The sequence below is a fragment of the Betaproteobacteria bacterium genome (assembly GCA_016194905.1).
Lineage (GTDB): Bacteria > Pseudomonadota > Gammaproteobacteria > Burkholderiales > JACQAP01 > JACQAP01.
Genome location: JACQAP010000013.1, coordinates 102660 through 120451, shown reverse-complemented (window position 1 = coordinate 120451; position 17792 = coordinate 102660). Strand labels below are relative to the sequence as shown.

Genomic DNA, 17792 nt, shown 5'->3' with positions numbered 1-17792 from the left:
ATCTCGCATTTCTTCGTGTTCCTTTGTGTTCTTCGTTTCTTCGTGGTGAGATTTGTGGTTCTCGAGTTTTCTCCGTTGCATAAACTTGACCATCACATCAATTTTGTGACGCCCTTTCTTGCCAGTTCCGCAATTTCACCATCGCTGTAACCCGCCTCGCGCAACACTTCGGCGGAGTGTTCGCCGAGTCGCGGCGCGTGCCGCGGCGAACCCGGCTGCGATTCCGACCAGTTCGTGGGCGTGCGCATCGCGCGGAGCCGCCCTTCGCTTGGATGATCTTCGGTCACGAAAAATCCGCTCTGCGAAAGGTGAGGATCGTTCACCACGTCTTCGATCGAGTTCATGCGCGCGACCGGAATGTCGATGCTTTCCAGCAATGCCATCCACTCCGCGGTGGTGCGCGTCCTGAACAAGTCGGCCAGAAACGCGTAGATGTCGCGGATATTCGCCGCGCGATTTGCCTGCGTGGCGTAGCGCGGGTCCTGCATCAGTTCCGGGCGACCGATGGCGCCGAGGAAACTCTTCCATTGCCTGTCGTTGTAGACCAGCACGCACAGGTAACCGTCGCTGGTCGGATACGGCCGCCGCGCGAGCAGGCGCTGGTAGCCGCCGGCACCATCCGGCGGATCCCATGAAAATCCGGCGAGATGATCGCCAAGCACGAAGTGCGCGACGGATTCGAACATCGGCACTTCGATCGACTGGCCGCGGCCAGTGCGGCTGCGCTGGAACAGCGCCGCGGTGACGGTGTAGACCGCGTGGAGGCCGGTCAGCCGGTCGGCGAGGTTCACCGGCGCGTAGTTCGGATTCGCGCCGGTCTGCGACACCAGCCAGGGCACGCCCGAGATGCCCTGGATCAGATCATCGTAAGCCGCCTTTGCCGCGTACGGACCTTTCTGCGAATAGCCGTAAGCGCCGACGTAAAGGATGCGCGGATTCAGCTTGCCGACTTCCTCGTAGGAAAGTCCGAGGCGGGCCATTGCCTGCGGGCGCACGTTGTAGATCAGCACATCGGCATCCGCAATCAGGCGCAGCAGCGCCGCGCGACCTTCCGGTTTTTTCAGATCGAGCACGATGCCGCGCTTGCCGCGGTTCAGGCCGAGAAACATGTAGCCCATGCCCGGATTCTTCATCGGACCGGGATGGCGCATGTTATCGCCTTCGTGGGATTCGATTTTGATGACGTCGGCGCCGAGTTCGGCGAGGATCTGGGTCGCGTACGGACCCATGACGACGGTGGTGAGGTCGAGAACCTTCACCCCTTCCAATGGACCTGGCATTTGCGTGGTGTTATTCGGGTTGGATTTTTGCGGCGCGAATGAGTTTACCCCAGGTATCGAGCTGCTCGCGCACGTAGCGGCCGAACGCAACCGAATCCAGCGGGTCCACTTCGAATCCGATCGCGGCGAGTCGGTCCTTTACGTCGGATTGCGCGAGACTGGCCAGGGTTTCGTGCACCAGCCGAGCCACGATCGGCTGCGGTGTGCCGGCCGGGGCGAACAGCCCGTTCCATGAGGTCATGTCGAAACCCTTCAACGTCTCCGCGATGGGCGGCACGCCGGGGAGCAGGGCCGAGCGTTTTGCGGTCGTGACTGCCAGCACCCTGAGCTTGCCGGTCCTGACCTGCGGCATCGCGGTGGCGAAGTCGGCGACCATGAGCTGCAGCCGTCCCGCGACCAGGTCGAGAATCGCCTGCGGGCTCGCCTTGTAGCCGACGCCGACGAGTTCCGTATGAGCCATCGCGTTGATGGTTTCCGCGCCGACGAGCGAAGCAGTGCTTGCCGTGCCATAGGAAAGCTGCCCGGGATGCGCGATGGCGTAGGCGATGAGTTCCCTGGTATTGCCGACCGGCAGATCGGGGTTCACCACCAGCATGAATGCAAGCGTGCCGACGCGCGCGATCGGCTCGAAATCCTTGACCGGATCGTAGGGGAGGCTTTTGTAAAGATGCGGATTCGCACTGTGCGTCGAATTCGTGGTCATGAACAGCGTATAGCCATCGGCCGGGCTTTGCGAAACCAGCATGGCGGCGATCTGCCCATTGGCGCCGGCGCGATTGTCGACGATCACGCTTTGCCCGAGGCGTTGCGACAATGCTTGCGCCAGGATCCGGCCCGCGGCATCGGTGGCGCTGCCCGCGGCAAACGGGATGACCAGCCGGATCGGCTTGGAAGGATATTTCTCGGCGGCGAACAGGGACGGAATGCACCCCACCCAGGTTGCGAAAACCAGCGCGGCGATCCGCGACCCGATGTCCCGTCGTGCGTGCGGCATCGGTCAGCGCCTCACCTTGTCCGGGTCTTCGCCGTACGGCGGCGAATAGATCACCAACACTTTCGCGGGCTGATCGCCGATGGCGGTAAAGACATGCGGCATATCCGGCGGAAAGAAGCAGCAGTCGCCGGGTTCCATCTCGCAGGTCTCCCCGCCGACCTCGGCGCGAGCCCGGCCCTCAAGGAGGTAGCACACCTGTTCGATCCCGGGATGCGAGTGCGGCAACGCGCCGCGACCCTTCTCGATCATCCCCAGCACGACTTCGACCTGCCGGGCGCCGACATTCTCCTGGCCGATCAGCCGGCGGTTCACGGTGCCGGTGTGGTTCGCCGGACTGTAGGGCTTCACATCGGTTGCGAGGACAAAGTAGCGCGAGCGCGCGAAAGTCGGCATATGAGTCTCCCGTCAGACGGCTTCCCAGCGCTGGCTGCGCTCGGAACGGAACAGCGCATCGATCACGCGCATGCCGTGGATCGCGTTCTCGATGCCGTAAGGCAAACTGATCTCGCCGCGCACCGCGCGCGAAAACGCTTCACCCTGCAACATGTACTGGTCGCTTTCCGGCAAAATCTCCGTGCGAATACCTGCGCCGGCCAGCGATGAACCGTCGTCGATGAACAGGGTGGTCTTTGCGCCCTGCGGCGCATTCACCGGTATCTGGATTTCGATGCGGCCCTTGGTCCCGCACAAGTGCACGCGCTGATAAGGCGCGCATTGCGTCGACACCGTGAAGTCGAGATGGCGGCCGGAGCCGAAATCCACCAGCGCACTGGTCAGCCGGTCCGTACGGAAATCCGGATCGCGATCGATCAGCGCAATGCCCCGCTGCGGTTCGGCTTCAAAGAAGAAGCGGCCGGCCGTGATCGGATAACAGCCGATGTCGTAGAGTGCGCCGCCGCCGATATCCGCCTTGTTGCGGATGTTCGCGGGGTCGGAATTGGAATAGCAGAACAAAAACTGGACGGCACGCAATGGTCCGATGTCGCCGCTACGCACCAGCTCACGCGCCCGCAGCCACTGCGGGTGGAAGCGCACCATGAAGGCCTCCATGATCAGCACTTTTCCCGCGGCCGCTTGCAACTGCCGTGCCTCCTGCGCGTTCAGCGCGATCGGTTTTTCGCACAACACATGTTTACCGGCAGCCGCGGCCTGCAACGTCAGCGGGACATGCAGATGGTTGGGCAGCGGATTGTAGATCGCCTCGATTTCCGGATCAGCCAGCAATTCCTCGTACGTTCCGTAAGCCTTCGGGATGCCGAGCGCACTGGCCGCCCTGCGTGCCGAATCGGCCGATCGCGATGCGATGGCCCGAATATCGCAACAGGCACTTTTCTGCATTCCGGGCAGCACGCGTTGCAGTCCGATCTTCGCCGTGCTCAGCACGCCCCAGACGACTTTTTTCATCATCTCTCCCGAGTGCGAAATTTCCCGAGAGTGTACCTTGGACGGGGCTCATTCTCGAAGAACGGACAAACCAGGGATATCCGCAGCATTTCTGCTGTCGAAGTAATCGACCGCCCACCCGAAAGGCGGTGTAGTGTGGTGTACCCGCCCGGAACCGGGACAACCCATCAGGCCGGGTCAACGGCAGGTACCACCCTCGACGAAGCGCAATCCATGCGGCATCCCAGAAAACCGAAACCTTTGGCAGTCTGTACCGTTTGCCGTGCAGTGATCGACCCCAAGCAAAGTGTCAATCAGCGTTGCAGTAAAACAGTGAACGGCAGGCGGTGCGCAGGGACTTTCCGCAGCGACTTGTCGTTCGTCTGGGATCTCTGTCGGGGTTGTGAAGGGACCGGCTGGCTCGGAAGTCAGGTTTGCCCCGATTGCTTTGGCCATGGCTGGCGATTGTTCGGAGGTTAGCGCAGAGCAGATCCCTGTATTACAGATCCCCCTGCGATTCAATAAACCGCCACGCCCCTGATGCGTGGGATGCCGGCCGCCAGCCTGTTCTGCTATCGTTGCCATCCTTGCTCCCGGGCACACGGCCCGGGGCAACTATGGGGAGAGGCAATGCAGCGACTGACGAACCCGGCCAAAGAACGCCTGGACAAAGGGGAGCTTGCAATCGGGATGGGCGTGCGCGGCCTGCGCGGTGTGGAGGTCGCGCGCCTGATGAAGTCCGCCGGGTTCGACTGGCTGTTCATCGATCTGGAGCATGGGTCGGCTTCGGTCGAGACTGCTTATCAGATATCGGTGGCCGCGCTGGATGCGGGTATCGCACCGCTCGTGCGCGTTCCCGCGGGAGAACTGGCACTCGGCGCCCGCTGCCTCGACGGCGGGGCGCTGGGCGTCGTCATCCCCCATGTCGATACCCCGGAACAGGCGCGCGCGATGGTCGATGCGTTCCGCTTTCCGCCGCTGGGACATCGCTCGATCGGCGGCGCCTATCCGCATTTCGGTTTTGCTTCGCGCCCGGTTGACGAAGTGGTCGGCGGCCTCGACAACGCGACGCTGGTGGTCGCGATGATCGAAACGCCGCGCGCGGTCGAAAACGCCGATCGGATCGCCGCCGTTCCGGGCCTGGATGTTCTTCTCATCGGCACCAACGATCTCTGCCTCGAGATGGGCATCCCCGGCCAGTTGGACCACGAGCGCGTGAAAGCCGCCTTTGACGCGGTGCTGAGCGCGTGCAAAAAGCACGGCAAGATCCCGGCGCTCGGCGGCATCTACGGCAGGGAACTGCTCACGCGTTATCTCGGCCTCGGATTTCGCATGGTGCTGGCCGGCAACGACATCAGCCTGCTGCACAGCGCCGCGCAGGAACAGGCGAAGTTCGTGCGTGGACTTGGTGGAGCGCCGCGGCAATGAATGCGTTGCACACCTGGCTGACCCTGCGCGGGCAGGGCTTCTCCGAGCGGCTGAATGCCTGGGTGCGTGTATTCCGGTTCGCCGTGACCGCTCTCATCGGTGTGCTGTCGCCGTCCACGTACAACAAGGCGACGCGGCTGGTCGTCCAGAAGCAGATCTATTTCACCGCCTGGGAGATCCTGCCCGGTTTCGCCGCGTTCGCGGCGCTGTTCAGTTTTCTGATCATCGAAATCGTCGGCACGACTGCGCGCAAGTACGGTTTGTACGAATATGCGCTCGAACTGATCGTGCGCATCCTGGTGATCGAGATCCTGCCGCTGATGACCGCGCTGTTCATCGCGCTGCGCACTGGCGCCGCGATCAATACCGAGGTCGCCCTGATGAAAATTCAGAACGAGCTCGATGCCCTGCAGCGCATCGGCATCGACCCGATGCGCCTCGAACTGCTGCCGCGCGTGGTGGGCGGCACGATATCGGTACTGGCACTGACCGCGGTCAACATCGTCGTCGCGCTGTGGCTGACGAACCTGTTGATCGTCGATTTCCATCCCTGGACTCTGACCACCAGCGATTTCACCCGCATGATCGGCAAGGTGCTGGATATGCCGGCGCTCCTCGTGCTGTGGGCGAAGACGCTTGCCTTCGGGTTCGCCGTGACGGTGATCCCGATTTCCGAAGGCCTGAACACGCCGCAGAAACTGTTCTATGCACCGATCGCGGTATTGCGCGGCATGGTCCGGCTGTTTTTCGCGCTGATGCTGATCGAGGCCGCGGCTCTCGCCATCGTCTACGTATGATCCTATGAACGAGTCAAGCGAAAAATCCGCCGCGAAAAAGCGGGTGGTGCTGCTGGCGGGAGATGCCGAGCGCCGGCGGTACATCGAGGACAATCCGCAGGCCGCGCTGGTGTCGGACAGTCTGCCACTGCGCGCCAATCTGTCGGTGCTCGAGAACATAACCGTGGTGCTGCAGTTTCGAACCAACACTTATATCGGCGAAGCCAACGACATTGCATGGAAGCTGCTGACGCAGGTCGGGCATACCGATTGCGCCGAGCAGCGCGACCCCGATCTAACCTACGAGGAGCGCTTCGTCGCCAAGTTACTGCGAGCGATCGTGTTGTCTCCGCCTATAATCCTGATCGACCGGCCGGCGCAACTCCTGCCGGACACCAACTATCCTTTCTTTCTCAATCGCGTGCTACTCGCGCTCGAAGGCCGCTTCGAGCAGTGCTGTATCCTGGATTACGCATGGAACGCCCCTCTGTACAACAGCCGCGCGTAAAGCATCTCGGCGTCAAGGTCGGGGCGGTGCTGACCCTGATCCCGGTCATCGCGATTGGGCTGTTGCTCTACTCGCTCTACGCGCGCGGCGTGTTCGAGCGCACCCAGGCGCTGACGCTGATCGCCCCGGACGCGGAAGGGGTGGTGGTGGGAATGCCGATCATGTTCTCCGGGTTTCCGATCGGCCAGGTTTCCAGCATGGCGCTGGACGAACTCGGCCGCGTGCGCATCGAAGTGCACATCAAGGAGAAGGACGCGCGCTGGCTGCGCATCAGCAGCGTGTTCTCGCTGGAAAAGCAGCTCCTCGGCGGCGCGAAGATCCGCGCTGTTTCCGCCAGGCTGCAGGATCCGGAGCTGCCGGCAGGTTCGGAGCGTGTTCTGATCAGCAAAGACGCTGCGCAGGATATCCCGCAGGTCATCGCCCGCGCCAACAGCATCCTGCAGAACGTGGACGAAATCATCCGACCCGATTCGGGTTTCAACCAGACGCTGGCCAATCTGAAATCAGTCACCGAGCGCATGGCCGGCGAGTACGGCGTGCTCGGCGGCGTGACCGGCAGTCCGGAGCAGGCTAAAAAGGTGCTCGATACCGTTGACAGCGTGAATGCGCTGCTCGCGTCGCTGAAGGGCGTGACTACCCGCGCGGACGGCATGCTGGCGAAGACCGACGACAAGATGTTCGGTCAAGGCGGAGTGATGGACGAGGCGAAAAAATCCATAGCGCAGTTGAACACCATTCTCGCCGAGGCGCGCGAAAGCCTGAAGAAAGCCGATGCCGTACTTGCCATTGCGCAGGCCAGCACCACTGAAATCAAGAGCGCGGCCACCAATGTCAAAGATGCCACCACCGATCTTGGTGCGCTGCGCGTGGAGGTGGACGACAGCATTCGCAAGGTCAACGGGCTGATCGACGAAATCAACCGCAAGTGGCCATTTGCGCGCAAGACGGAGATCAAGCTGCCGTGAGGGGCGTGCTTCTTTCGACAGTACTGTCGCTGGCGGCATGTGCCGGCGGGCCGATGCCGCCGGAATGGCAATCGCAATCTCACGCCTCCCTCGAACGATTCAGGCAGCAATATCTCGACGGCAATTCGCGGCTGGCGGAGCGCAGTTTTACGGACGCGAAAGCCGCCGTCGCGGCCACCGGCAGGCCCGAGCTCGCGGCACGCGCGGAACTGGTGCGCTGCGCGCTGGCAACGGCAGCGCTGGATATCGGTGCATGCGCGGATTTCGATTCGATGCGAAATGAGGCGACTGCGGATGATCGGGCCTATGGCTCATTCCTCAGCGGTCAGTGGCGCGCGCAGGATGTGGCGAGGCTGCCATCGCAGTATCGCACTGTCGCTTCGGCCCGCGACGAAGCCGCCCGCAATAAGGCAATGCAACAGATCGCCGACCCGGTTTCGCGCCTGGTAGCGGCGGGGGCTTTGTTCCGACTTGCGCAGTTGTCGCCGGAAGGACTCGGCACGGCCGTCGACACGGCTTCGGCACAGGGCTATCGCCGGCCGCTGCTGGCTTACCTCAACGTTCAAGCCAAACGCGCTGAAGCGGCCGGTGATTCCGCGACGCTGCAGTCGATTCGAAAGCGCATCGACCTAGTTTACCAGTCCCTGCAAACAGCGAAGTGATGCGAGTATTCGAGACGGGGGAAGCGATGCGCGTTCGCCGAACGCAGCCGCCGCGGGAATGAATTGGCGCGGATTGTCGATCGGATGGTCGTTTTGCGGCTATCTGGCGGTCGTGATTGCGACCGCCGCACTTCTGCATTACCTGCGCCGGATGCCGCGCTTTTTCAGCCTGATTTCCCTTCCCGGCACCGTCGGGCATGAGCTGCTGCATTTTCTGGTCGGCACGCTTACCCTGGCCAAGCCCGTGAAAGTTTCACTGATTCCGAAATTCCATCGCGACGGCTCGGCCACGCTCGGCTACGTGATGTTTTCCAATATCCGCTGGTACAACGCGCTCTGGGTGGGCTTCGCGCCATTGCTGGCACTACCTGCGGCAATTTGGCTCGTGTATTACCGTTCGGCCCAGATTCCTCCGCTGTCGTTGCGGGAACTCGCCTGGAGTTACGTTGCGGCGAGCCTCACGGTTTCCTGCGTGCCATCGAAAGCGGATGTCGGGATCGTGTTATCCAAACCCGCCGGATTGATCGTCTATCTGGGCAGCGCAGCGATCCTGTGCTGGATCTGGCTGAAGATGTTTAGCTGATCCGGAAACTGTTGCAATATTTTTTCGGTGGGGACTGCTTTGCAAATTCGAACTCGTTGCATTCCCGGCGTTCAAGCCGAAGAGATCCGGTGTCAGTCATGTTGCGTTCATTGTTGCGATGATCAGAGAACGTCGCCGTCAGGCGACACATTTTGTTTGAACCGGATTGCATCGGACGGGACTAAAGTAGTGTCGTGGTCCACGACTTCGGCATTCACGACATTCGCTTCGCAGCTTCTCGAAGTTGAAAATCGTCGTGCATCCTGATGACATTCGAAGATGCAAAAAGGAGAGAGATGATGAGCAAGCTACTTACCATGTTGACCGCTGCTGCCCTGGCTTTGACGCTGAGCGGATTCGCCGCTGCCGCCGACAAGGATCAGAACAGCCAGCAACCGCAAGCCCAGCAACCCGCGGATCCGGCCGCGGGTGGCGCAACCGCTTCCCAGCGCGACCAGGAATATCTGGCGGCCCTTAAGAAGTGCGAGCCCCTGACCGGCACCGACAAGACCAAGTGTGTCGATGCGGCCAGGAAGAAATACGGTCAGATGTAATCGCGACGCCCAGGTATGCGTTCGAATCGACGGGCACCGATCGGTGCCCGTTGTTTTTTGCAGGCGGGGTTTGGTTTGGCTCCTCCCGCATTGTCCTGGTTCCCGACCCCTGGAGTTATGGCCTTTCCATCCTGCACGTCGTCGGCATCACCGTGTCGGCCGGTTCGATGCGGATGTCGGTCTTCCACCCATAGCCGGTGCCTTCGGCGTCGATCTTTACGTCCTTGCCGCCGGCCTTGGTGAAGGTGGCGATGTAGATCGGCTGCATGAGCTGATGATCGTCGGCGCGCATCCAGACCTCGCCGGTGTCGCTTTGGTATTTCATGCCTTCGATCGCCTTGGCGACTTTCAGCGGATCGATGGATTTGGCGTCGTTCATCGCCTTGGCCAGCATTTCCAGTTCGGTCTTGGTGGTGTTGTAGTAGAAGTCGCCATTGTATTTCTTGCGAAAATCCAGGGCGAATTTCTCTATCTTGTTGCCGGCTATGTTGGCGTGCCAGGTGAAGACCTGCCGTACGTGGTCGGCGCCCGCGGCGCCGACAGAAGTGGGGGCGCCCGCGTTATGTGCGTTGAGCGTGTAGTAGGTCACGCCCAATCCGGAGTCCTTGCTTGACTTGATCAGCAGCGTGTAGTCGGGGCCCCAGTTGCCGGTGATGACAGCTTGCGCGTCCGAGGCCTTGATCTTGGCGATGTAGGGCGAGAAGTCCTTGATCTTGCCCAGTGGGTGAAGATCGTCGCCGACGATCTCGATGTCGGGCCGCTTTTTCGCGAGCATCTCGCGAGCCGCCTTGCTGATGGCCTGGCCGAAAGCGTAGTCCTGGTTGAGCAGATAGACCCGCTTGATGTCCTTCTGGAGGGCGATGTAGTTGGTGATGGCATCGAGCTTCATGTCCACGTGCGCATCGAAGCGGAAATGCCAGAAATTGCATTTGTCGTTGGTCAGTGCCGGATCCTGCGCCGCAAAATTGAAATAGAGCACTGACCCGTCCGGGTTGCGGGCATTGTGTTTCGACAGGGCTTCCGAGAGTGCGTGGGCGACATTGGAGCCCGCGCCCTGGGTCAGATAGCGGATGCCGGAATCCGTGATCTGCTTGAGCAGCAGCACGCTTTCCTGCGGGCTCGATTTGTTGTCGAAGTGCACGATTTCGAATCGGGTGCCGCCCAGTACGCCCCCCTTGGCATTGATTTCCGCCGCCGCCGCATCGAGGTGCCTGCCGACGCTCTCGCCGATCAGTGCGAAAGGCCCGCTCATGGGGTCGATGTGGGCGATTTTGATGGGTTCGGCGGCATAAGCCGCGGCGCTCAGCCACAGGCATGCCATGACGGTTGCAACAGTCGATTTGAAATTCATGATTTCCTCCTGGCTTTCGACTCTAACCTCTAACCTTTCCGCCGTTTCATCGCGGCGTCTCTCCGAGTACCGTACATCTGCGAATCACCCGCCGCTGCACCGCGGGGTCGTAAGAAGTCGCGCGATGCAGAACACAGCGATTGTCCCAGACGATGAGTTCGCCCGGCGACCAATGATGCTCGTAGGACAGATCGGCATGGATCGCCAGCGCATTGAGTTCCTCGATCAGCGCGCGTCCGTCGTCATAATTCATCCCCAGCACGTACTCGGCATGGTCGCCCAGGAACAGGCATTTGCGCCCGGTATCCGGGTGCGTGCGCACGATCGGATGATCGACCGGGGGCACCGCGTTTCGCTGTGCCTCGGTCATCCGCTCTTCACCGTGGCGCCGGGTGCGCGAAAAATCGAGGTTGTGCACGGCCCGAAGTATTTCGATGCGCCGTTTCCACGTCGGCGGGAGACGTTCGTAGGCGCCGACCATGTCACAGAAATGCGTCTCGCCACCTTCGCCGGCGACGACTTCGGCATAGATGATGGTGGCCTGGCCGGTGATGCGTTGCCACGAACCGTCGGTGTGCCAAGCCAGCGTACCCTTGTCGGGATGCTGGCCGTTCGGATTGCCGTTCTCGTCCAGATTGGACAGACGATAGAGTTCCGGATAACCGTCGGCGTGATACTGGTTCATGACGTGGATCTGCACTTGTCCGAAATGCCGGGCAAATTCCACCTGGCGGCCCGGCGGCAAGTCCTGCGTTCCGAACAGCAGGACTTGGTAGCGCAGGAAGGCTTGGTAAATCGCGACGAATAGCTTGTCATCCACGCCGCCGGCAAGATCGACGCCGATGATCTCTGCGCCAAGATTCTGCGTCAGCGGCCTGATTTCGAACGGCCAGCCTGAACTATTCTTGACTTGCATTGGCATAGGAACTCGTATTCCTTGCATTCACGGCATTTATGGGCACCAGCCCGGTATCCCTTCAGGGACACGCATTCACGGCCTCTCTCAATCGGCGATCGCGGCATAGACCAATTGCTTGAAAAGCCGCCGATAGTAGGCGCGGATCGGGCTCGGCGCCTGGGTCATGTAGACCGCGACGATCTCTTCTTTCGGATCGACCCAGAAGTAAGTTCCGGCATAGCCCGCCCACATGAACTCGCCTGCCGAACCGGGAACCCCCGCCACGCCCGGACCCTGGCGCACCGCGAAGCCCAGGCCGAAGGTATAACCCGGCACGCCGAGCAGCAATTCTCCAGGCGTGACCGGCGCGGCGATGCGTGGTCCGAGATGATCGGCGGTCATCAGGGCGACCGAGCTGCGACTCAGCACGCGGGCGCCATCGAGTTGCCCGCCATTGAGCAGCATTTGCGAAAAGCGAAGATAATCCGCCGCGGTGGACACGCCGCCGGCGCCGCCGGAGTCGTTGGCCGGCGCAGCCGATACGTCGATCAGATTGTTAGGCTTGCCGCTGGTGATATCCGTGGGCAACGGCACCGCCAGCCGATTGATTTTGTCCTGTGACACCCGGAAGCCGGTGTCGCTCATCTTCAGCGGTTTGAACAAGCGCTTGTCGAGGAAATCCGCCAAGCGCTCTCCTGAGGCGGTCTCGACGACCCGGCCGAGCACGTCGCTCGCGAGGCTGTATTCCCAGACCGTTCCGGGCTGATGCGCGAGCGGTACTTTGGCAAGGCGTTCGACTTCTTCCGCCGGCGCCAGGTCGCGCGCATCGTAATCGATCGCGCTCTTGTAGATACCTGCCTTGCCGAGCGCCTCTTTCACGGGCGCATTCTGCGTGATTTCGCCGTAAGCCAGGCCCGCCGTGTGGCGCAGCAGATCCTGCACCGTCATCTCGCGATCGGCCGGCACCTGTGCGTAGGTGACTTTCGCGAACTCGGCGTCGGCCTTTGCCACGCTGACGTTCAGGGATTTCATGACCGGCAGATATTTCGAGACCGGATCGGTGAGCTGGATCCTGCCTTCCTCGACCAGCATCATCGCCGCCACCGAAACGAGCGGTTTGGTCATCGAATAGATGCGGAAGATCGAATCCTTTGCGATCGGCTTGCCGGCCTCCTTGTCCTGAAAACCGATTGCTTCCGAGTACACCAGCTTGCCCTTGCGGGCCACCAGGAACACCGCGCTCGGCAATTTACCCTGATCGATCTCCTTCTTGAACGCGTCGCCGATGCGGGCGAGCCGCTGCGCCGACATGCCCACCGACTCGGGCGCAGCGGAAGGCAGCCCTTGCGCCCATGATCCGGCGGCCGTCAAGAAAACGATGCTGAATACAAGGCCGAACACGATGCGCTTTGCGCTCATTGGTAGTTCCTCATGCCAGTGAAAAATAGGAGTCGAACGGTAAAGCCGCGTCCTGATGGTGTCAATGCGATCGTGAAAAGCGTTTCGACCATTGCAACATTACCGGTTGCAGTGCGCCATCCACCGCCGTGATCGCACGTTTTTGCATCGTGCTAGGATGAACGGCAACCGGTCGGCGATCGGTGCTTTGTCAGCCAAGGGAGGATGAAATGAAAGTAGTCGACAGGATGATCGCGGTTCTTGCTCTGGCGATGTTCACCGGCGACTTAACCGTGGCGGCCGATCCCATCAAAATCGGCGTTGTCAACGAGATCACCGGCGTGCAGGCGCAGGCCGGCGAATTTACGGTCAACGGCATCAAGCTCGCGCAGGAGGAGATCAACAATGCCGGCGGCATCCTGGGACGTCGCATCGAGTTGCAGATCGAGGACAACCAGAGCTCGAATCCGGGAACCGTGCTTGCATTCTCCAAGCTCGGCGGCCGCGGCGATATCGCCGGAATCGTCGGGCCGATCCGCAGCACCCAGATCCAGGCCGCGTCGCCGACGATCGCCAAATCCGGCATTCCGACGATGATCGGCGGCACGGATACCAGCCTTACGCATGTCAACAACCGCTGGGTATTCCGCGCGCGCCCGAACGACAGTTATTCCTCGCGCGTCATCGCCGATTTCGGCGTCAACACCCTCAAGTTGAAGAAATGGGCGGTCATCCATTCCACCGACGCATTCGGTTCCGGCGGTGCGAAGGCGCTGACGGCGGTGCTGGCCGCCCAGGGCATCACGCCGGTACTGGACCAGGGGTACACGAACAACTCGCAGGACTTCACCGCCGTTGTGCTTTCGATCAAGAAGTCCGACGCGGACATCCTCGCAACTTACATGACGAACGAGGCCGATGTCGGCATCTTTGCGCGCCAACTCCGGCAGCTTGGGGTAACGATCCCGTGGGTCGGGTCGCCATCGATCATTGCGGTGACTTCTCTCAAACTTGCCGGCGAGACGCTGCACGGTACCTATGCGATCACCGATTTCACCACCGACGCAAACGACCTGACGCGCGCGTTCATGAAAAAGTATCGCGATAAATACGGACTCAATCCCGACACCTTCGCCAGCTGGTCTTACGACGCGACGCAAGTTCTCGCGCAAGCCATCCGCGATGCCGGCAGCACAGAACCGGAGGCGGTACGCTCGGCGATTCTGGCGATCAAGGGTTACAAGGGACTGGAAGGCACTTACGAGTTCGACCAGAACGGCGATGGTCTGCACGGCTACAACATCGTGAAGAACGAGGGCGGCAAGATCGTGTTCATGAAACGGGTGGATTTCCCGGTGCAGTAGTCTGTCCGTTTTGTCCGGCTTATGCGGCCGGGCTGCGCCAGCGCAACGGAAATTTCGCCAGCACTGTGGTTCCCGTGCCGCTTGTCGATTGAATGTTCAGGCTGCCGCCCGCAAGCGAGGCGCGCTCCTTCATCGATATCAATCCCAGGCTCGAGCGATCGGCCGGACGGTGGCGCACCGCCTCCTGATCGAAACCGCATCCGTCGTCCTTGACGGCAAGTTCAAGATGCCCGCCGATAATGCGCAGGTGTACTGCAATTTTCTTCGCCTGCGCATGTCGGGCTGCGTTGGTGAGCGCTTCCTGTGCGACGCGGAAGCACGCAGTTTCGGTTTCCATAGCCAGCCGATCCGGTAGCGGATCGGCAGCGAATTCGATTTCCCATCCAGTAGCAGCTTCCTGCCGGTCCAGCGCCCACTGCAACGCCGCCGCCAGGCCAAGGTCATCCAGTGCCGGCGGGCGCAGGTTCAGCGACATGGTGCGCACCTGCTCGAGTGTCTGGCTCGCAATCTCCACGCATTCCTCGGTCAGACCCTTGTCGTTGCCACCCCGACGCAGCGCCATCTGCAGCTTTATCTTTACCAGCGTCAGGGACTGGCCGATTTCGTCATGCAGCTCGCGGGCAATATCGCGACGTTCCTGTTCCTGCACTTCGAGCAAGCGGGTCGACAATGCCTGCAACTGCTGCCTCGCTTCCAGGATTTCCGCCTCCGCGCGCCGACGGCGGATTTCCTGTTCGAAACGATCGAGAGCGAATGCGATGTCGCCGGCGAGTTCGTTCAACAGGTGCATGCGCTCATCGTCGAAATGATTGATCTCCGACGCGTACAGGCTGAACGAACCGATCGGCTTTCCCTCCAGCAGCAGCGGAACCGAAGCCGCGGAGCGGATCGAGCAGTTGCGCATTCTTTCGTGCCAGACGGCGATGCGCTCATCCTCCAGCGTGTCGTTGCATACGCAGGCCCGGCCTTCACGAGCGGCGCTGGCGGCCGGCTGGTGCCCACCCGGTTTGCCCGCCTCAATCGGAATGTCCAGTCCGTCGAGAAATCCGTCCGCATTGCCATAGGTGGCGGCCGGCCGCAGGATGCCGGTGTCGTGGTCGCTGAGACCCACCCAGGCAAAATGAAAGCCGCCACGCGTGACCGCGATGCGACACATGTCCTGGAACAGTTGATCGCGCGCCTGCGAGCGCGCCAGGGTGGCGTTGGCCTCCGACAGCGTGGCGTACAGATTGGCCAGATCGAGAACGCGCAACTCGGATTTGCGGCGCGCGCGTTTTGCTTCGGCTTCCTCGATCGCTCGGGTCAACGCCGAGGCGAGGCGGGTAAGGTTGGTCTTGAGCACATAGTCGGTGGCTCCGCGCTTGAGCAATTCCACCGCCTTGTCTTCGCCCATGGCTCCCGAGACGAAGACAAAAGGAAGATCGGGCGTGCGCTCCCTGGCGATCTCCAGCGCGCGCATGCCGCCAAAGCCGGGAATGGAATAATCCGACACGATGATGTCCGGGCCGTACTCGGCGAGTTGCATGAGAAAATCGGATTCGGTTTGCACCCGCCGCGTGTCGAAGGAGAGACCGGATCGCTTCAGTTCGCGGGACTGAAGCTGGGCATCCGCCTCAGCATCTTCGATCAGCAGGATTTTCAGCGTGCGATCCATGATTTGAGTTGTCCGCCGGGGGGGCAATTTGGCAACGGCACGACCCGAGGATCTTTACCTTTACGCCATTGCGCTCGATGATCTTGCGAACCTTGTTAAAGGACCGTGAGTTCCGGCTAGGGGGCTGTCATCCTGCAAGTTGTCGGCACGTCGAAGGTTCCGGGGTTGACCGTTGCGTCGGCTCGCCAGCCGTAGCCGCTGTTTTCCCAGTCATGACTCACGCCCTTTGTTCCGGATCGGGCGAGCGTCGCGATGAACATCGGATTGAACAGCTGGTGATCCTCCGGGCGCATCCACAGTTCGCCGGTGTCGCCGGCGATGCGCATGCCTTCGAGCGCCCTGGCCACGGACAGGGGTTCGACGGACTGCGCCTGATTCGTTGCCGCGACCAGCATGCGCAACATGTGCCGGAACTGCTCGAAACTCCAGTCGTCGCCGGATTTTTCCTTGAAGTCGTCGGCGAATCGCGCGCTACGCGCATCCGCCGCATCGCGGACCCACGGCACCAGGACTTTCAGATTGCCTTCGCCGGCGCGGCCGATGGTTGTCGGCAGACCTTTCAGCGCAGTGCCGAGCACAAAATACTGGACGTTCAAGCCGGCCTCCCTGCCGGCCCTGACCAGGAGGGACAGATCGCTTCCCCAGTTTCCGGTGACCACCGCATCCGCGCCGGAAGCTTTGATTTTGGCCACATACGGCGCGAAGTCCTTGACCTTTGCGAGCGGGTGAAGATCGTCGCCGACAATGGAAACGTCGGGACGCCGAATGACGATGGTTTCCTTTGCGGCGCGGCTGACGGACTGACCCCAGGCGTAGTCCTGGTTGATGAGATAGACCTTTCGAATCGCGGGCTGTTTGCGCAGATACTCCGCTAGCGCATTGACCCGCATGTCGGTATGCGCATCGAAACGGAAATGCCAGAAGTGACATTTCGAGTTGGTCATTTCGGGATCGAGTCCGCCGTAATTGAGAAACAGGACGGGTCTGTCCGGATTGCGGACATTGTGCTTGGCGACGCCGTCGCTCAACGCGAGCCCTACGCTCGACCCCAGCCCCTGGGTCACGAAGCGGATGTCCCGGCTGATTGCGGACTGCAGCGCAATCAGGCCTTGCTGTGGACTCAACTGGTCATCGAAATCCACGATCTCGATCTTCGCGCCGCCGAACAAACCGCCCTGGACGTTGATATCGTCGGCAGCGGCGTGCAGTTGGCGCGATACCGATTCTCCCTGCAGCGCCATCGGGCCGCTAAGAGGGGTTAGCAGGGCAATCCGCACCGGAGGGGCTGAAAAAGCGCAGCTACAGCCGGCTGCGAACAGGAGCGGCGCCGCTACGCTGCGCACGAGGCGAAGCATGGATTGCAGGGTCCCCGCCGGTTTTGGATTCTGGGTCCGCAAGGATTGACAACCCCGGGAGGGGAGATTCGGACGCTACTTTGCGGCACAGGGAAACGCGTCGCGCAGCGCGTCTTCCAGCACCAGTCCCGCCGGAAGCTTGAGCTTTTCCGGATTCTTCTCCAGAAACTGCACGAACGTCCTGACCAGTTGGCCCCGGTTCACGGTGTCCGGAATGCAAAGGTGACCGTAGATGTCGTCGATCTTTTCCTCGCGATGATGGAAGGCATGGTAGGTCTCCGCGACGTAATGTCCCGCGGCGAATCCATCGATGAAGCCTATGCAGATGCCGCGGCCGAAATCCTTCACCGGGTCTTTTTCTTCCGCTCTGCAATGGCCGAGCATTTCTTCGCCGGTGAAGCCGCCCCGGAACCCTGCAGCCGGTGTTTCCGACGGATGGAAAATCCACAACAGGGTGCCAAGAAGGGCCAGCGCTGCGGTTTTCATTGGAACTGCTCCCTGGGGAGAGGGAAATATTGAGAAAGTTCTACTCTAACCGAAACCAACCCGCTGCACATGGACCGGCATTACCTGCACCTGAAGAGAATCCCGGGGGCATTTATCGTCTCAGGCACCAATATTGCTGATTTTTCGTTCAGG

General features: G+C 61.2%; 18 protein-coding genes. 8 read left to right on the top strand and 10 right to left on the bottom strand.

Features of this window, described 5'->3' with window-relative positions:
• Positions 1-92: 92 nt before the first annotated feature.
• Genes HY067_08045 through HY067_08030 form a run of 4 tightly spaced genes read right to left on the bottom strand, consistent with a single transcriptional unit; the run spans position 93 to position 3678 of the window.
• Positions 93-1280: a CoA transferase gene (locus tag HY067_08045; GenBank protein ID MBI3527906.1), complete on the bottom strand. Its 1188-nt coding sequence runs from the start codon at positions 1278-1280 to the stop codon at positions 93-95.
• Positions 1281-1290: 10 nt separating this feature from the next.
• The gene (locus tag HY067_08040; GenBank protein MBI3527905.1) at positions 1291-2274 is read right to left on the bottom strand and encodes a tripartite tricarboxylate transporter substrate binding protein; all 984 of its coding nucleotides are present in this window, start codon (positions 2272-2274) and stop codon (positions 1291-1293) included.
• 3 nt (positions 2275-2277) lie between these two features.
• Positions 2278-2667 (bottom strand): cupin domain-containing protein, encoded by a 390-nt coding sequence (locus tag HY067_08035; protein ID MBI3527904.1) that lies wholly within the window; start codon positions 2665-2667, stop codon positions 2278-2280.
• Between the two features lie 12 nt (positions 2668-2679).
• Complete coding sequence (locus tag HY067_08030; GenBank protein MBI3527903.1) at positions 2680-3678, bottom strand: Gfo/Idh/MocA family oxidoreductase; 999 nt, start codon at positions 3676-3678, stop codon at positions 2680-2682.
• A 609-nt stretch (positions 3679-4287) separates the two neighbouring features.
• On the opposite strand from HY067_08030, the gene HY067_08025 reads away from it, so the two are divergent.
• The 7 genes from HY067_08025 (at position 4288) to HY067_07995 (ending at position 9133) form a co-directional block, all read left to right on the top strand.
• On the top strand, positions 4288-5085 hold the full coding sequence (locus HY067_08025) for an aldolase (GenBank protein ID MBI3527902.1): 798 nt from the start codon (positions 4288-4290) through the stop codon (positions 5083-5085).
• On the top strand, positions 5082-5882 hold the full coding sequence (locus tag HY067_08020; protein ID MBI3527901.1) for an ABC transporter permease: 801 nt from the start codon (positions 5082-5084) through the stop codon (positions 5880-5882). The genes HY067_08025 and HY067_08020 overlap by 4 nt, the downstream gene beginning before the upstream one ends.
• 4 nt (positions 5883-5886) lie before the next feature.
• Positions 5887-6369, top strand: coding sequence for a hypothetical protein (locus HY067_08015; GenBank protein ID MBI3527900.1), 483 nt, complete (start codon positions 5887-5889; stop codon positions 6367-6369).
• Positions 6336-7334 carry an MCE family protein gene (locus HY067_08010; protein ID MBI3527899.1) on the top strand — a complete coding sequence of 333 codons (999 nt, stop codon included), beginning with the start codon at positions 6336-6338 and terminating at the stop codon, positions 7332-7334. Before HY067_08015 ends, HY067_08010 begins: the two co-directional genes overlap by 34 nt.
• A gap of 5 nt (positions 7335-7339) precedes the next feature.
• On the top strand, positions 7340-7996 hold the full coding sequence (locus HY067_08005; GenBank protein ID MBI3527898.1) for a hypothetical protein: 657 nt from the start codon (positions 7340-7342) through the stop codon (positions 7994-7996).
• A 58-nt stretch (positions 7997-8054) separates the two neighbouring features.
• Positions 8055-8579: a hypothetical protein gene (locus HY067_08000; protein MBI3527897.1), complete on the top strand. Its 525-nt coding sequence runs from the start codon at positions 8055-8057 to the stop codon at positions 8577-8579.
• A gap of 299 nt (positions 8580-8878) precedes the next feature.
• Positions 8879-9133, top strand: a complete 255-nt coding sequence (locus tag HY067_07995; GenBank protein MBI3527896.1) for a hypothetical protein — start codon at positions 8879-8881, stop codon at positions 9131-9133.
• Between the two features lie 115 nt (positions 9134-9248).
• Here the strand turns inward: HY067_07995 and HY067_07990 are convergent, their stop codons facing one another.
• The 3 genes from HY067_07990 to HY067_07980 form a co-directional block, all read right to left on the bottom strand.
• Positions 9249-10484 (bottom strand): branched-chain amino acid ABC transporter substrate-binding protein, encoded by a 1236-nt coding sequence (locus HY067_07990; GenBank protein MBI3527895.1) that lies wholly within the window; start codon positions 10482-10484, stop codon positions 9249-9251.
• 46 nt (positions 10485-10530) lie between these two features.
• A complete protein-coding gene (locus HY067_07985) occupies positions 10531-11400 on the bottom strand; it encodes a TauD/TfdA family dioxygenase (protein ID MBI3527894.1) in 870 nt (289 codons plus the stop codon).
• Between the two features lie 87 nt (positions 11401-11487).
• On the bottom strand, positions 11488-12801 hold the full coding sequence (locus tag HY067_07980) for a beta-lactamase family protein (protein MBI3527893.1): 1314 nt from the start codon (positions 12799-12801) through the stop codon (positions 11488-11490).
• 209 nt (positions 12802-13010) lie between these two features.
• On the opposite strand from HY067_07980, the gene HY067_07975 reads away from it, so the two are divergent.
• Positions 13011-14144 carry an ABC transporter substrate-binding protein gene (locus tag HY067_07975; protein MBI3527892.1) on the top strand — a complete coding sequence of 378 codons (1134 nt, stop codon included), beginning with the start codon at positions 13011-13013 and terminating at the stop codon, positions 14142-14144.
• Between the two features lie 19 nt (positions 14145-14163).
• Here the strand turns inward: HY067_07975 and HY067_07970 are convergent, their stop codons facing one another.
• From HY067_07970 to HY067_07960, 3 genes are all read right to left on the bottom strand, one after another.
• On the bottom strand, positions 14164-15798 hold the full coding sequence (locus tag HY067_07970) for a GAF domain-containing protein (protein ID MBI3527891.1): 1635 nt from the start codon (positions 15796-15798) through the stop codon (positions 14164-14166).
• A gap of 116 nt (positions 15799-15914) precedes the next feature.
• Positions 15915-17153 (bottom strand): branched-chain amino acid ABC transporter substrate-binding protein, encoded by a 1239-nt coding sequence (locus tag HY067_07965; protein ID MBI3527890.1) that lies wholly within the window; start codon positions 17151-17153, stop codon positions 15915-15917.
• 75 nt (positions 17154-17228) lie between these two features.
• Positions 17229-17639, bottom strand: a complete 411-nt coding sequence (locus HY067_07960) for a hypothetical protein (GenBank protein ID MBI3527889.1) — start codon at positions 17637-17639, stop codon at positions 17229-17231.
• Positions 17640-17792 lie beyond the last annotated feature (153 nt).